This window comes from Rothia sp. HMSC058E10 (assembly GCF_001809415.1).
In the GTDB taxonomy this organism is placed as follows: Bacteria; Actinomycetota; Actinomycetes; order Actinomycetales; family Micrococcaceae; genus Rothia; species Rothia dentocariosa.
This window is the reverse complement of sequence record NZ_KV797619.1, coordinates 137,437-153,241: the sequence shown is the minus strand read 5'-3', so window position 1 is coordinate 153,241 and position 15,805 is coordinate 137,437. Positions and strand designations below refer to the sequence as shown.

Genomic DNA, 15,805 nt, shown 5'->3' with positions numbered 1-15,805 from the left:
CCTTTTCTTGGGATGATCGTACGGCGGTGTATATCACGTGAGGAGCCGGGCTATTGTTTGATGATGGGGATTGAGCCTGTCCATGGCTGCTGCTGGGAGCCTTTGCGTCCAGGGTGGTAGTCGCGTGGTACTACGACGAGGGGAATAGGAAGTTTGGTCATGATTTTTGCGGTTGTTGAGCTTAGGAAGAGTTCCCCGCGTTGGGCTAGTTTGGAGGATCCGGCCATTAGCACGGAGTCTTCGTTCCAGTGCACAGAATCGACCGCTTCTACTATGGTAGTTCCTGCGCCTACGGCGATGCTTAGCTGTTGCGGGTTTATTGGTTTGACTGCGGATTGGTCTACGAGGTCTTGGATGATGCTGCGATAGGTTGTATCGTCTAGGTCTTTTCCTTCTTCGTAGAGTGAGACTAGACGTACTGGTATGCCTGTTCGGTTTTGGGTTGCTATGGCTTCTTCGACAAGGTTTATGGAGTCGATGTCTGGGGATACGGCGCAGTCGAACTGTTTGATCGTGTGTGAAGCGCTGTATTTACGTGGTGCTAGAGCGACGGGAATGCGTGAACGGTGTAGAAGAGCGTTCCCAACTGCGCCTAGTGAGTGCCAAAGCCAATTTCCGGTGTTACCGCCGCCCACTATGATGAGTCCGGCGTCTATGGCGTCAGCTAGTTCTAGTAGGCCACTGACTGCTGATTTGGCGCGGCGTAGGTGGAAGCGGGCGATTACTTGGGCGGGCACGTAATGTTGTGCTTCTTCAAGCCATTGAACGGCTTGCTTTTGGAGTAAGTCTTCAAAGTTGGATCGTGGCGCTGCGAGGCGAGGGTTTTGCGGTTTAATGACATATACTACATCTAGCTCTGCGCCCAGGGAGCGAGCTAGTACGACTCCCAGTTGGAGAGCTGAACGGCCCCGTGCATCGGGCGAATATCCTACGACGTATTTCATGTTTCCCATCCGTATTTTGGGGAGCTTTACTGGGTGTGTCATTCTTTGGTTCACCCAGTAAAGCTGCCCGTATGTGCGTTACGATGCGAATGAACTTATTTGAGTTTTGCAGCTAGCAGTTTTGCTGTTTTTTCTCCCATGCGTATAGCACCATCGACATGCTGGTAGCCTTCGGCAGCAATGTCTGAGCAAGACCAGTAGATTGGTCCTACTGGGGTTTCTTGGTCTGCGCCGTAGCGATGCAGTCCCCCAAGATCATAGCTGGCTGCGTATGCACCACGAGTCCATTCTTCGGCACCCCAATCTGATTCGTAGTACACCACGGGATTTTTTGTTTCTTCTCCGAGCATTTGCGCCATGGAGTCTAGGATGCGTTCTTTGCGTTCCTCGGCGCTGATGGTAAACATTTCATCCGCTGCTTCATCGGAGACGAACCCTACTAGAGTGCCGCGAGCTTCTTCTTCCCCAGTTGCTGGGTCGTAGTTAGTGTTGTCGTAAATCTCTTGTACCAGGTTGTTCGCGGCAAAACAGGTTCCTGAGAGACCCTTGTCCCGCCAGAACGGTGTGGGGTAAACAGCATGCACCTTGATAACCAAACCAAGGGACTGGTGCTGATGCATTTGATGCTGTCGGCGATCTAGCGGCGGCACAAAATGGATACGTGAATATAGGTTCGGAGGAACCGCAACAACAGCGTACTTTGCTCGAACAATGATGTTTTTTTCAGGTGAGGCCTCTCCATCTTCGGAGAAGGCTTCAGCTTCAGCAAGTACGGGATACTCTCCGTCTTCTTGCCAACGTAGAACGCGGACTGGGTGTTCAAGAATTATATTCTCTTGTCCCACTTTTTCTGCGAGGGCTAAGGAGACGGACTGCATGCCACCCAGAACACGTTTGTCGAGAATAAAATCTTCATCGACAAGGTTAGAGAACGATCCTGCAGATGCAGCCATAAGTACTGCCTGTAAAGCTGAAAATGCGTGAGCCGGTTTAGTGAGCATACCACCAGCAATGAAGAGCCCAATATTGTTGCATGCTTCTTCGTCGTTGGATTGTTCGCGGAGCCAATGGTGAAAGCTAATTGTATCGAGTTCGCGTGCCTTGGGGTGCGCCCAAGGTTTCTCGGCCCCGATCTCTGCTGCAAGCTCATCTAAAATTCCGATGAGCCGTTCCATTTCTCGTTGAGTGTGCTTGTTGGCAGGAAACATGTCTCCGTTGTACCGGTGCATGGTACCGTCAGGATCACGATAGAGATTCTCACCTTCGCGGTAACGAGAGAAGGTCTTAAGTCCGAGCTCTTCAACGAGTTCGGTGAGAACAGTCTGATCGGGGGAAATCCATTGTCCACCGATTTCAAGGAATGCGCCGTCAATATGGTTGTTCCACGTGCGCCCGCCTACACGTTCACGTGCTTCAAGGACTGCAACGGTATGTCCTGCTTGCTGCAGTCGGTATGCTGCAGTGAGTCCGGAAGGACCTGCGCCGATAATTACGACGTCGCGGGTCATTTCATTCGTAGTTTCGTTCTTGGTCGTCATGGTTAAAACCTTTCGCTCAAAGAATCACAAAACGAATTGTGTTCGTTTTAGTGTATCCCAGAACACAGAAATTACAAATCTAGGGGCATTTATGAAGCGTAAAATTTCTGGTGGCATGTTTTATAACTGCTCACAGGCGGGACGGCAGTACACGCCGAAAGCAAAGAAATAGTAAAGGATTTATCGTGATCTCTTCCCCCATGCGACGCGCTGGACGTCCCTCTTTGACAGTGTTAAGCGCATCCAAAATTGTGCGGTCAGCACGTAGCCTTTTGGCCGATCAAGGAAATTTCACTATGAGCGCACTTGCTCAGAAGCTAGGCGTCGCCCCCTCTTCCTTATACAATCACTTTCAGTCTCGTGACGAAGTACTGGGAGCTATAAGCGATGCGGTCATCAATGACATTACGCTTGAGCCCCTGACACGAGCGACTAAAATTCTTAACGAGCAGCACCTATCCCCCACCGAAAAGCTAGAACTCTGGACTGAATCTTTGAGTCTGTGGGGGAAGTCTTATCGAGACGCGTTCAGTGAGAGCACCGATTTGGTAACAGCGCTCGCATTGACCCCGATCGATCGGGCCCCTCAAACGTTACATATGTATGACGTCCTCATTCAGACGTTAAGAGCTTTTGGGTGTCCAGAATATAAAACTTTAAATGTTATTGAATCTTTAGAGGCATTCCTGCTGGGATCTGCAGTAGACGCCCACGCGCCCGAATCTATCTTTAACCCTGCGGCTTCAGCAGATGAGTATCCGTATTTACAAGACGCATATACAGCACTGCAGCGTAGCTCGCAGACTCCAGCAGAGAGCGCATTTAGCTTAGGGCTCGAAGCGATTCTTCATGGTCTGGCGCGTACAGCGGTACAAGAATACAATACGAATACAGAGTGACACTATACAAAAGTGCCCGAACTACCCAATGAGTAGTTCGGGCACTTATTTTATGTGAAGTTTAGTTATTTGCCTAGCTTCTTTTTGAGCTTATTGACGCGGTTAGAAACGCCCCAAGTCGTCACTTTACGCATAGAATCAAAAATTATATTTCCGGTCATCTTTGATGCTCCGACCTCACGCTCAACAAAGGTAATAGGAACCTCAACAATTTTGAGCCCTGCTTGCTCAGAACGCCAAGCGAGGTCTACCTGAAAGACATAGCCCTTAGATTCAATGCCTTCAAGATTCAAACGTTGTAGTGCTTCACGCCTATATGCGCGGAAACCTGCTGTGATGTCTTTGATCGCAGTCCCTAGAACAACCCGCGTATAAATATTTGCTCCGCGAGAAAGAATTTGGCGTTGAATGGGCCAGTTTTCTGTTTTTCCGCCGGGTACATAACGGGAGCCAATAGCTAAATCTGCCCCAGCCTCAACAGCATGTACTAGCGATGGCAACTGCTCGGGCTGGTGAGAACAATCAGCGTCCATCTCGATAAGGACTTCATATCCCTCATTGAGACCCCAATCAAACCCCGCAAGATAAGCTCCACCAAGACCGTCTTTCACAGTGCGGTGAAGAACGTGAATCTGTGAATCTTGCTCAGCCATAGCATCCGCAATCTGACCTGTACCGTCAGGGCTATTGTCATCAACAACCAGAATATCGACGTCGGGTGCTGCCTTGCGAAGACGTTCAACAACAACGGGTAAGTTTTCCTTCTCGTTATACGTCGGAATAACGGTCAGTACACGCATAATAATTCCCTTGTTTTCCTTTGTTAGAGTGAAGGTAGGGTCTAGGTTTACTAGTATAACCGGCGAAATACGGCGTAAGGGCGTATTCTGCAGATGCACGGTATATTTTCAGGTAACTTTTACGAGCTAGGAAACGTATTATTCCCCTCCCCTAGTGTACATGCGATCTAATACGGGCAATGGCACATCTGAAGCAAGAACCGGTAAAAGTGGAATACGAGCACGGGGATCAGTACTCCACGAGGCTATGCGAGAATCCGGGGCTTGGACCATAAGCTCAGTGACGTTCCAGAGCGCTATATTCGCTGGTGTATTAGGGAGTATTTGGCCCGCAAAGGGGTTCTCGTCGTGGGCTAGCCGGTAGACTCCTCGCGTAAGTGCTGCGAAACCACTGCGTGCTGAAATACCATCTGCCGGTTTTATAAGGGCTGAGATGAGCTCCCATCCAAGAGGCACTTCAACAAGAGATGAGTCTGACCCTAGCGCGAACGCGGTACCAGCTGCATTCGCCCGGTGGGCTAACTTTGCAGTCTCAGTATCAAAGGTTGCTTGGATACCTAAGTTGATCCGTGCATCTGCGAGATCCTGAAGACGTTGATCATCAATGACTCCATGAACCATATCAAGCCGGATGTTAAGCCAAGGATGCTGTTCTCTAACGGCTAGCGCATAGCTAAAGGCATTAGTGAAACTATCTTGGGTGTTGATAGAGAGCACAAGACCGCGTTCTGCTGCTTCGGAGGCCAAAGTAGGTAGGTGGTCTAGATTTGTGGCGTGAAATCCAGTGAGTGCTATAGATGATTTATTGAGCAGGTCTTGGGCTGTGGTGACGAGCTCAGCGTACGATGCGGAGGTCGCTTGTGGCTCTGGGATTATGAAGAATCGTACGTCTGGGGCTGTTGCGTGTGTTGTATAAAACGTGTCGAGTGATGCGCGTAGGGTCGGGATGTCTCGTATTGTTCCTGCGAGTGTGTGGGTATGGTATCCCTGGGTATGTGTTCTGAGGAAGTACTCGTAGAGTGTTTTTTCGCTGTGGTTGTTTATGGGTGCGAAGGCACGTGCGAAGGTGGGCGTGATGAGTTTGCCGTTTAGATCGATAGCTCGCATGCGTTCGTCCGTGATGGAGCGAGCTCCCGCATCTGAGCCTATCCAGGTTACGGTACCGTTTTCGGTGAGGAGCGCTGTGGCGTAGGGGTCGGCGGGGCTGTAGATGCTCCCGTTGGTATAGATATAGATGCTCATGTTCTTTCCAGCGGTTTTAGGAGTCTAGTGCGATGACTCCGCGGCGGATGAGGGCTATGGCTTTTTCGCAGCTTGCTCGTAGGTTTGGGCTTATGGTGGGTATATGGGTGATCTGGTCGAGGGCATCGATGACTTGTTTTGCCCAGCGTACGAAGTCGCCGGCGGCGAGGTCGGTATCTTCGAGTACTTTTGCGAGGTGCATACCGCGAGCCCAGCGGTAGATAGGGGTGACGAGGCCTAGGTCGCAGGGTGGGGTTTGATCTAGTTCGTGACGTTCTTCGTGAACGTTGAGACGGTCTAGTTCGCGGTTGATGGTCGCGATAGACACTTGTAATGAAGGGTGCGGGTAGCGTGGGAGAATTTCGATGGTTTCCTTTTTGCCCTGGTATGTGAGCGCGGCTATGGTTGCTGCTATAGCCGCAGGATCCAGATCAGTGAGGAAGCCTTTTTCGAGACAAATAGAGGTGAGAAGGTCTTTTTCTCCGTAGAGTTTGCGCAGGGCTTCCCCCTTCGTCGTTAGCTTGAGCCCGTTATGGGAGTCAGCAGTAACGTAGCCGTATTCAGTGAGGAGCTTTGCGATGCGGTTGAATACCTGAGCAATAGTGTTGGTGCGTCGGGTAATTTGGCGGCGTAGTCCTTCTGTTTCTGCGTTGAGTTTGCGCCATCGTTCTGCCCAGCGTGCATGGGTTTCCCGGTCAGAGCACCCGTGGCAGGGGTGGTTACGTAGTTGGGTGCGTAGTGTGTCGAGTTTTTCTTGGGCATCGTTATGACGTGTGGCGATGGGGGTATTACCGAGTTTGCGGGGTGGTCGTTCATCGATGAGCGCTTGACGCATCCGTGAGGTGGTGTCGCGGCGTTCTTTGGGTGTTTTAAGGGTTATTTTCTTGGGGATCTTAATGTAGGAGACGGGTTCAATGAGCCCCGTGAAATCACGTGCGCTTGCGGTGCGCTGCTGATTGTCTTCGGTGAGGATGCTAATGCGTGGGTCGGCGTTGGATTCGGCACGGGTGATGACGACGGCGTAGCCGCGGGAGCGTCCGTAAGGTATGTGAATGATGTCTCCGGGCATAAGCTCTTGGATGCTTTGGTGGGTTTGGGTGCGTGCATGTTGTTGGCTGGCTTTGCGAGTTTTTTTCTCTAGATCTTTGATCTTTTGCCGCAGGCGCATATATTCTGTGAAGTCTCCAAGGTGGCACTGCATGGAGTCTCGGTACCCTTCGAGCGCGTTTTCGTTTTTACGTACTCGTGCAGCTGTTCCTACGACTGATTTATCTGCTTGGAATTGGGCAAAGGATGATTCGAGGATTTTGCGGGTTCGGTCAGCACCGTAGGCTGCGATGAGGTTCGCGGCCATGTTGTAGGTGGGGCGGAATGATGAGTTAAGGGGGTATGTTCGAGTGGATGCGAGGGTGGCAACCTGTTCTGGTACAAGACCTGGACGCCAGAGGACTACGGCATGTCCTTCAAGATCGATTCCGCGGCGCCCTGCCCGCCCGGTGAGTTGGGTGTATTCTCCGGGGGTGATATCGACGTGGGTTTCACCGTTGAACTTGGTGAGTTTTTCGAGGATGACGGTGCGGGCTGGCATGTTGATGCCGAGCGCGAGGGTTTCGGTGGCAAAGACTAGTTTGATAAGACCCTGCGCAAAAAGTGTCTCAACAACTTCTTTGAAGAGCGGCAGCAGACCCGCATGGTGGGCTGCCACCCCGCGGATGAGTCCGTCTCGCCATTCGTAATATCCAAGGGCATGAAGGTCTCGGTTATCAAGGTGTGCAGTGGTTTCTGCAATATAGGCACGGATGGTTTGCTGCTGTTCCTCGGTGGTGAGGACGATATTCGCGTTGACGCATTGGGTAACGGCGTCGTCACATGCTGCCCGTGAAAAGATGAAGCATATGGCAGGCAATAGCCCTTGCTTGTCTAGGATACGGGCCATTTCAGGGCGAGATATGCGGTGCGGACGCAGAACGTCGGTGTCTTGGGTGAAGGTTTTATGACGGGATCGTTCGAGTGCATGTGTGTGTTTGTCATGCCGGTTGCTGCCGCGTCGGAAGCGCTCGCGTTTGGGTGCATTGTGCCGAGGGGTGTGCCGGCGAAAGCCTGGCCGCAGTTGTTTGAGGAGCGGGTTAATGCGTAGCCCCGCGGGAGCGTTTTGGGGTGATTTTGTGTGGTTTTTACGACGTTTTGTAGGTGAAGCCTCTTTCTGAGAAGTTTCATCGGGTACGAAGAGGTCGATGACACGGTTTCCTACCATGAGGTGCTGCCAGAGCGGGACGGGGCGGTGCTCAGAGAGGATAACATCAGTATCACCCCGTACGGTATCTAGCCATGCTCCGAATTCTTCGACGTTGGATACAGTCGCAGAGAGTGAGATGACAGTGACATGTTCGGGAAGGTGAATAATAGCTTCTTCCCAGACTGCTCCACGGAACCGGTCGGCGAGATAGTGTACTTCGTCCATGATGACGTATCCCAGACCGATGAGGGTCGTAGATTCGGCGTAGAGCATGTTGCGAAGGACTTCGGTAGTCATGACGACGATGGGGGCTTCGGTATTGATGCTGGTGTCACCAGTGAGCAGACCTACGTTTTCTTCGCCGTATTTACGCACAAAGTCATGGTATTTCTGGTTGCTGAGTGCTTTGATAGGGGTTGTATAGAACGCTTTTGTTCCTGTTTGGAGGGCAAGGTAGATGCCGAATTCTCCGACAACTGTTTTACCAGAACCAGTAGGCGCAGCGACAAGGACTGAATGTCCAGCTTCGACGGATTGGCATGCCTGACGTTGGAAACTGTCAAGAGGAAACCCGAGATTCTTTTCGAACTTACCAAGCGCTGTTTTTGCGTGAGCGTTACGTTCTTGCGCGGCCTGATAGTGCGCAAAGCAGCTCGGGCGGTCGTTCGAGCCGTGAGTGGTTTCTTGGGGATTTTCAGCCATAATTCTAGTGTACCTGCGCCTAAAAATCCTCCGTCTACTCAAGACGGAGGATTCTGGAGTTTTACTTTTGGGAGGGCTCCTCTTCAAGCTGTCCTAGCTTTTCAAGGTCTTCAGCGCTGGTGGCCGTATTGAGCTCGGTCTCTGTAAGACCCTTTGCTAGTTTAGCTTCGCGGCGGTCACGCCGTTTATCGTTGAGCAAGCATATTGCTATGGCGAGGAAGAAGAAAGTTAGGAGCGGAATCATCAGGTAGAACATCATCATGATATCCGTACCGGGAGCTGTCATGGCTGCGATGAGCGCTACTAGAACCACGATCCACCGCCAAGATTTGAGGATAGTTTTACCCCGGATAACCCCCAGCATGTTCAACCCCACGAGGATGACGGGGATAATAAATGCTAGCGAGAAGAAGAAAATAAACTTAACGATGAAGGAAATATAGGTTGGTGCATCAATGACGTTCGAGCCGCCGGGTGGGGTGAACATTGTGAGTGCACGAACAACGCCGGGTAGACTGTACCAAGAGATGAAGACACCGCAGGCAAAGGCAAAGATTGAGCCGCTGAGGAAACCATAGAGGTATTTTTTCTCTTTGGTGTGCAGCGCGGGAAGTAAGAAGCGCAGCCCTTGATAGAGCCAAACGGGTGCAGCGAGTCCAAGACCGATGTACGTACCCACACGAATGAGCTGGTCAAAGGGCGAAGAAATTGAGCCGTAGTTTAAGGTTGCAAAGCGGTTATCTGCTGCGTTGATTTGCTTGAGAGGCTCAGAGATTGCATCAATAAAGGGCTGGTACAAGAAAATAACGGAAAGTACGGCGGCGATAGCAGTTGCAATAGCCGCTTTGATGAAGCGGTCACGAAACTCACGCAGATGTTCCTTCAGCTCCATACGGGCTTCAGGATTTAGTTTGCGGTTGCGTACATCCTGATCCGGTTTTGCCATCGTTTTCCTCGTTTTATTCTAAGCTCCGCCTCATACCTGTTATTCAAAAATTATCGATATGGGTAGATAAACTACTGGACAACCCGTGCCACCAGAGAGGTGGTCGCACGGGTTGTGTTGTTGTACTGAAAATTAGTTTTCAGACTTTTCGGACTTAGCTTTGTTGTCAACAACCTCAGCGGTGACAACATCGTCCTTATCGTCTTCCTTCTTACTATCGCTCTTCATACCCTCGACTTCGGACTTGAAGATACGCATCGACTGACCAAGACTACGTGCCATACCTGGGAGCTTGGGAGCACCAAAGAGCAGAACGATGAGGAGGATGACTACGATAATAGTTGCCGGGTGACTGAACAACTGACCCATAAGGTATGAACCTTTCTGTGCTTAGAGCAGGTCTCCGATATTTTGAGGTTGGCCGAGTCGATCTCGTCGGGAGACCCGTCGCTTGATTCGCTCAGACCTGCGTGTCTGTTTTCCATGTTCGTATTCATTGTACGCCGTGGTTACTGGGGTAAAAATCCCTAGGCTTTGCTCGGCAGGCAATTTTCGGCGGGTATTCGCTTGCGCTTCATCGAAACGAGTTTCGATGGATTCCATCCATGTTGCTACAAGATCGAGTAACATGAAGCCCCGTGTGAGTGCACGATATACGAACCACGCTAAAAACGCTAGAGAACCTATCGTTAAGGTGCCCCATAGTAATACCCAAAACCACCACGGCATAGGAATTATTATACAAGGTTGTTATTCTACTTATAGATGTCTGGGCGTGTCTTTCGCAGATATCTATGCTAGAAGCGACATCAGACGATCTTTAAGTAGAGACCGTACAGGTTCTGGCTCAAGAATCTCTAGAGCACCTCCATACGCTACAACGAAATGCAATATTTGCTCAAGACCTGCCTCGCTTTCACCAGGATAGTAGTGCAGCTCATGGTAAATCAAGGGCGTTTCAGGTTTAGAAGGCTGGGATCGTGAAACGTGAGTGCTCCGCCGTTTCAAAGCACGGATAGTACTCTCTCGCCGCTCTGTTCTGAGACTTTCAACGTGGATTTTGACTCGAACATAAGGATGTTCTGTATTTGTTTGTTGCTGCCGAGACCAAAGATGCGGGGTGTTGGGAATCTTAGCGGCGACGGCCTGATGGCTTTTACCGCCAAGCCGCGCATTTCTAATGCGGTCAAGAGCAAAATTTCGCCAGGCATTAGAATCGGCAGCTTCACGCCACAGCCCATGCAGATAAAAACGATTATTTTCAAAGATCAGTGAGCAAATATCAACGGTGCGCTGCACCCCTGAATAGTCAAAAATAAGGGTTCGTTTCTGAGAGACTGCCCGATGTATTAAAGGAATAAGATGGTGTTCAGGAGTAAAAATTAGGCTTCCGCGCAAGCGCTCAGCATCCTTTGGGTAGCTCACCAGCAGCAGCTCACGAATTCTGGAAACGCATGCATCGTCTGGGTAGAGAACCTCAGCAGCTGACATCGAAAAGAAGAGCATGGCACGCTCTAAAGCTGACAGAGGAACGCCCTGATAAATCAGATCGTCACATGAATAGGTTAGCTCGGCGTATAGTTCATGATCCTGACGGGGTGTGAAGACTATAGGAGTCGCAAGATCCAACTCTGCAGCTCCATAGTCCTCGCATACATCGGTGAAATCACTGACAAGGTTGCTTTTAGACTTGCCGTTATCCACTTGTAGAAGTGAAGTCGCTGGTTTAAAAGGAACGCCCCCTTCGGACCAAGCCGCATCGTCTTGGCTTAGACGATGTAGTACCAAGAGCATGTCGATAAAACGGTCTGTATCATCGTCACGTTTGCGGCGAGAATTCTTACGCCATGCTTCGGGCAAATCAGCCCTGTGCTGATGGGTAGAAAGCAAACGTTCCACCAGGTTGTGTTGAGCTCGATATGCATCTTGAGCCCGTTGAAGGTCTTTACCCGAAAAATCTGCGGACGATTTTGGGACCAGTATTTTCAATCCGCGTGCGGTGGCTTTCACCGCAGTTTCTCGAATACCATATGAGTCAAGAAGCAGCTGCTCATGTGAATCTAAAGATAAGGCGGGTACGGTACGGGCATAGCCCTGAAGGTTTTCAGAAAGCATGGTTTGAAAATCAAACGTTTCACCAGGCCGAACAAAATTCTCTTGCTGCTGTTGACTACCGTTGATGCGCATACTCTGAATGCGCTCAAAGCGGTGGATATACGCATGATTCGGTTCTTCCTCCGGAGCCTCAGAACCCTCTCGAGAGGGATAGTGCGCCGCAAAATACCAATTGCCGTAACGGTACCCTATCCCCCACACGGACAGATTCTCGCTATGGCGATTATTGAGGTCCCCATAGTCCATGTCAATGGTTTTATGGTCGCTAAAGGCACTAAAAATCTCTTCTAGATGGGAATCATCACTTAGACGTATACGCTGGAGCGGTTCCTCTAGCTCCTCTAAACGTGTAGAAGCTGATAGCGTGGGAACGCTAAGAATGATCTTACGCATCATACGATGTGCAGAGCTCTCAAGCTCGGTACCTTCCCAGGCACGGCACAGACCCATGAGAAATTGTGCGTCCTCTAGCGTAAGTTCCCAATCAAGAAGCGGATTAGGGACCGGAGTGTACACATAGTAGCTTTTGCCATCACGTTCAATATGTTTAAACGTGATACCAGCATCACGCAGACAATCTTTTGCACGTTCAAACTTTTTAGCGACGGTCTCAGCTTTTCGCTTATTCCCCGAGCCAAAGATAGTGTATTCGTCTAAACCGTATACTTCTAAGAACTCTGCACGAGAAATACCGCGCCATGAACTGTTACATAGCCGATGGTAAATCCTGATCAACGATGAACTAGACGAAAAATCTCGCGCTTTTGTTGCCATACATCCATCATACGGGGATATATAAAACCTTAAACACCTCAGGGCTGCTGTATTCGTACTCGTAAATTACGACAGCAGCCCCGAAGTTTGAGATTTTCTAGCGAACGTCTACCAAATCCACCACAAAGATCAGGGACTCACCAGGTTTAATGACCGATCCTGCGCCGCGGTCACCGTAGGCCATGCTTGCAGGAATTTCGAGGCGACGCCGACCGCCAACCTTCATGCCTAACAGCCCTTCATCCCAACCGCGGATAACCTGCCCCACGCCAACCTGGAACGGAAGCGGCTCGCCGCGGTTCCATGAAGCATCGAATTCCTCACCAGTGGAAAAAGCAACACCTACATAGTGCGCCAAGACACGAGAACCGGGAACAACCTCAGCCCCCTTACCTTCGATAAGATCTTGGATAACAAGTTCGGTCGGGGCATCACCCTCGGGAAAATCAATTTCCGGCTTTTCTCGATCAAGCTTACGCTGGCCAAAAGACATAATATGTTTCCTTTTCTCTCAAGTGCCCTACCGAAGACGGGTACAGCGCTTATCGGCAGAGCTCGAATAGAATTTACTGTTTGGTGGGATCAGCCGTAGGCGCCAAGCTAGAGGGGATAGCTGTGGGGGAAGCTGAAGAAGACTCCTTGGTCTGCTGAGAAGGCTGCGCTGAAGCGTGGGCTGGGCTCATGGGAACAGTCGCTAAGATATCGACAACAAATACTAGGGTTCCCTTGGGTCCACCATTCTGTCCCTCTTCCCCATAAGCAAGTTCAGCAGGAACAACAAGCTCAACTCGAGAACCTACTTTCTTACCCTTTAAGCCCTGTTTCCAACCCTTAATAACTCCGTTAAGCTGGAAATTTGCGACCTGTTTATCGTAGTTCCCATCAAAGACCTTACCATCAGACCACTGAGCGCCAATATAACGCACATACACTGCATCGTTCTCATTGACTTCGGCACCGGTACCAGTAATCAAATCTTGAGCAACAAGCTCATGCGGAGCCTCTCCCCTATCATCTGCGAACTTCAGCTCTGCCTTACCCGTAGTCTCATTCAGAGAGAAGGCAGGAAGCTTCGGATTGGGAGTTTGCTCAGTACCCTGAGCATATTTAGGAAGATCCTTTTCTGTGGGAAGCTTCCGAGCTACGGTATAAACCTCAAGATTGGTTGGTGCACCAGCTTCGACAGTTGGTCGTACTGAGGAAGCAGACTGCTGTTGCTGCTGCTCGTGGGACACGTTCGTACTATATACAAAAGAACCACCAACCTTCATCTTCTTCATAACTTCGTAAATAGTGGGTTGTATCGTTTTTAATCGACCAACTTGAATGGGTATAGATTGCTCATTTTCGTTATAAGAACTGCCTACCAACGAACCATTTTCACCATTAAAAATTGAAGCATTGACGAGAACAGTATCGCTATCCTGAAGGGAGTCACCTGTACCTTCATCCAGTACCCTGGCAACTTCCCGATCTGTAGAAAAAGGTGTAGAAAAAGATACAGCGGGAACCTGAGTTCCGCCCTTAAGATCTACCTGTACTTTGTCAAGTGCTTCTGAGCTACTCACAGTGTTTTCACTAGTAGAAGCGGACGGCGAAGATTCGTTTTGACCCGAGTCACCAGCGCCGCAAGCGCTTAGCAACATCGAAAGAGTGAGTACTGAAGCAGCCAAGGCTTTTTTCGACACAAAGGTTCCTTCCCTAGGTTTTCTTTATTTCGGAGTTGAACGTTTAAGATACGCCGAAATTATGTGATGCTCTATAACTCAATATTAAACGGGCGAAAACCCGACAAATACAACGGTGTAGAGCAAATCAATAAGAACATAAAACATACGTAAAGTATCAAACCCTAGAATAAAAAGCTAGTTGTAGAACCATATTGTGGAACATTACACCAAAGGCGGAACGGACTGAGGCGGGTTCTTATGGCGAAGCATCTCAAGAACCTTTGTGAGTTCGGAGCTCTCCGTCTGAAAAGGATCTTTAAATACTAGGGTGTGCTGTGGGTATGCGTTGAGTTTAAGGTGTACCCAATCTACGGTAGACTGTTCCCCCGCATTTTTAGCCGCCTCTACAAACTGTGAACGTAGGCGTGCGCGGGTTGCCGGAGGCTCCTGCATCGCGCGCTGTGCGGCATCAGGCGGGAGGATAGTTGTGATGGCTCCACGCCGGACTAGAGCATGGTAAACCCCGCGGTGGGGGTCAATATCATGGTAAGCAAGATCAAGCTGTTGGATGCGAGCGCTTGCATAGTCTGTCGGAGTTCCAGCCGCGTTGCTACGGGCGATGTATGCGTCTAGGAGTTTCTTTTTGATAGCCCAGTCGATTTCGGTGTCAATACTGCTGTAGTCACCAGTTTCGATGGCGTCGAGGGTGCGCTGCCAGAGGTCTAGTGCGTAATCGACGCGATGGTGGTGGGCCCCGTATTGCGTGATGTATTGGCGGGCGGCGTCGAGGTAGTGCTTTTGAACGCTTAGAGCTGTGTAGCGTTGTCCGTCTGTGGTTTCAAAAGCTGCGGTTCCGGTGAGGTCGTGGCTGATGGTGCGTAGAGCTTGCGGAACCGATGCGAGTTCTAAGCTGGTAACAGGAAATCGGTCTTCGAGCATGCGTAGCACAAGGTCGGTGCTGATTATTTTGAGCAGTACCGTGGGTTCCGCCATATTGGAGTCGCCGTTGATGACATGCATACGGCGGTATCGTGAGGCATCGGCGTGGGGTTCATCGCGGGTGTTAATGAGGGGTCGGGTGCGGGAGGTTGAGGTGCTTGCTGCTTCCCAGATATGGTCTGCTCGCTGTGAGAACGAGTATGAAGGTATGCCTGTAGTGGCTTGTGGATCTGTTGAACCTTGTAGGGGCCCTCCGTTGGGGTGGGTTTTCCCTGCGCCTACAAGGATTTGGCGGGTGACGAGGAATGGTACGAGTTGTTTAACGAGGGTAGGAAATTCGAGTTTGCGGCTAATGAGGTAGTTTTCGTGGCTGCCGTATGAATTGCCGGCGGAGTCTACATTGTTTTTGAAAAGGTAGATCGTGCCGTTGAGAGGACGATCGTGGTGTGTGCTCAATTGCTCTTGGGCTTGTTGCGCTAGTTGAGCGAAGAGGAGCTCGCCCGCGCGTTCTTGGGCGAGGAGTTCGTCGATGGTGGCGCATTCGGCGGTGGCATATTCAGGGTGTGAACCTACATCGAGGTAGAGCCGTCCACCGTTGGGCAGGAAAACGTTAGTAGAGCGCCATTCATCAAGGACGGGCTTGAAGAGCGCTGCAGCTGTTTCTTCGACGCTGAGCCGTCCTAGCCCCTGGGGTACGTAGCTAAGTCCGAATTCGCTTTCTATGCCAAATATGCGTTGTTCCATGGTGTGTTTCTAGTAAGGGGACGAAAGTGCTTTGAGCAAGTCTTTGAGTTACTGACCGCCCTTTTGGACGAATCCGGTGACGAATTCTTCGGCGTTTTCGGCGAGCAGCCCGTCGATTTCGTCGAGGATATCGTCGACTTCGCTTATGTCATGTACAACGGTCGTGTCTTGTTGGGTGAGGGATTCCTCCTGTTCAGTGAGTTCTTCGTGGTACTGGAGCTCTGAAGCGTGGATGCGTTCACGTGACATGTTTTCT

At 50.5% G+C, this 15,805-nt stretch carries 13 protein-coding genes; 1 reads left to right on the top strand and 12 read right to left on the bottom strand.

Annotated elements, in window-relative coordinates; genetic code table 11:
- Nucleotides 1–50: 50 nt before the first annotated feature.
- Complete coding sequence (locus HMPREF2609_RS03600; protein WP_246825559.1) at nt 51–944, bottom strand: universal stress protein; 894 nt, start codon at nt 942–944, stop codon at nt 51–53.
- Nucleotides 945–1,039: 95 nt separating this feature from the next.
- A complete protein-coding gene (locus HMPREF2609_RS03595; RefSeq protein ID WP_070535080.1) occupies nt 1,040–2,482 on the bottom strand; it encodes a flavin monoamine oxidase family protein in 1,443 nt (480 codons plus the stop codon).
- Nucleotides 2,483–2,682: 200 nt separating this feature from the next.
- Here HMPREF2609_RS03595 and HMPREF2609_RS03590 point away from each other — a divergent pair, with 200 nt between their 5' ends.
- Nucleotides 2,683–3,381 carry a TetR/AcrR family transcriptional regulator gene (locus HMPREF2609_RS03590; protein WP_371326038.1) on the top strand — a complete coding sequence of 233 codons (699 nt, stop codon included), beginning with the start codon at nt 2,683–2,685 and terminating at the stop codon, nt 3,379–3,381.
- Between the two features lie 65 nt (nt 3,382–3,446).
- Here the strand turns inward: HMPREF2609_RS03590 and HMPREF2609_RS03585 are convergent, their stop codons facing one another.
- The 10 genes from HMPREF2609_RS03585 to HMPREF2609_RS03540 form a co-directional block, all read right to left on the bottom strand.
- Nucleotides 3,447–4,181: a polyprenol monophosphomannose synthase gene (locus HMPREF2609_RS03585; RefSeq protein ID WP_041322097.1), complete on the bottom strand. Its 735-nt coding sequence runs from the start codon at nt 4,179–4,181 to the stop codon at nt 3,447–3,449.
- Between the two features lie 138 nt (nt 4,182–4,319).
- Nucleotides 4,320–5,423 carry an amidohydrolase gene (locus tag HMPREF2609_RS03580; RefSeq protein ID WP_070535076.1) on the bottom strand — a complete coding sequence of 368 codons (1,104 nt, stop codon included), beginning with the start codon at nt 5,421–5,423 and terminating at the stop codon, nt 4,320–4,322.
- Between the two features lie 16 nt (nt 5,424–5,439).
- Nucleotides 5,440–8,361 (bottom strand): DEAD/DEAH box helicase, encoded by a 2,922-nt coding sequence (locus tag HMPREF2609_RS03575; RefSeq protein WP_070535074.1) that lies wholly within the window; start codon nt 8,359–8,361, stop codon nt 5,440–5,442.
- Between the two features lie 61 nt (nt 8,362–8,422).
- Nucleotides 8,423–9,307, bottom strand: a complete 885-nt coding sequence (locus HMPREF2609_RS03570; RefSeq protein ID WP_037230906.1) for a twin-arginine translocase subunit TatC — start codon at nt 9,305–9,307, stop codon at nt 8,423–8,425.
- A gap of 132 nt (nt 9,308–9,439) precedes the next feature.
- Nucleotides 9,440–9,676, bottom strand: coding sequence for a Sec-independent protein translocase subunit TatA (tatA, locus tag HMPREF2609_RS03565; RefSeq protein ID WP_004004679.1), 237 nt, complete (start codon nt 9,674–9,676; stop codon nt 9,440–9,442).
- A gap of 423 nt (nt 9,677–10,099) precedes the next feature.
- A complete protein-coding gene (locus HMPREF2609_RS03560; RefSeq protein WP_070535072.1) occupies nt 10,100–12,196 on the bottom strand; it encodes a WYL domain-containing transcriptional regulator in 2,097 nt (698 codons plus the stop codon).
- Between the two features lie 97 nt (nt 12,197–12,293).
- A complete protein-coding gene (locus HMPREF2609_RS03555; RefSeq protein WP_004004681.1) occupies nt 12,294–12,689 on the bottom strand; it encodes an FKBP-type peptidyl-prolyl cis-trans isomerase in 396 nt (131 codons plus the stop codon).
- 73 nt (nt 12,690–12,762) lie between these two features.
- Nucleotides 12,763–13,884, bottom strand: coding sequence for an FKBP-type peptidyl-prolyl cis-trans isomerase (locus tag HMPREF2609_RS03550; protein ID WP_048754044.1), 1,122 nt, complete (start codon nt 13,882–13,884; stop codon nt 12,763–12,765).
- A gap of 204 nt (nt 13,885–14,088) precedes the next feature.
- Nucleotides 14,089–15,549, bottom strand: coding sequence for a Pup--protein ligase (gene pafA / locus HMPREF2609_RS03545; RefSeq protein ID WP_048754043.1), 1,461 nt, complete (start codon nt 15,547–15,549; stop codon nt 14,089–14,091).
- A gap of 48 nt (nt 15,550–15,597) precedes the next feature.
- Complete coding sequence (locus HMPREF2609_RS03540) at nt 15,598–15,798, bottom strand: ubiquitin-like protein Pup (protein ID WP_004004684.1); 201 nt, start codon at nt 15,796–15,798, stop codon at nt 15,598–15,600.
- Nucleotides 15,799–15,805 lie beyond the last annotated feature (7 nt).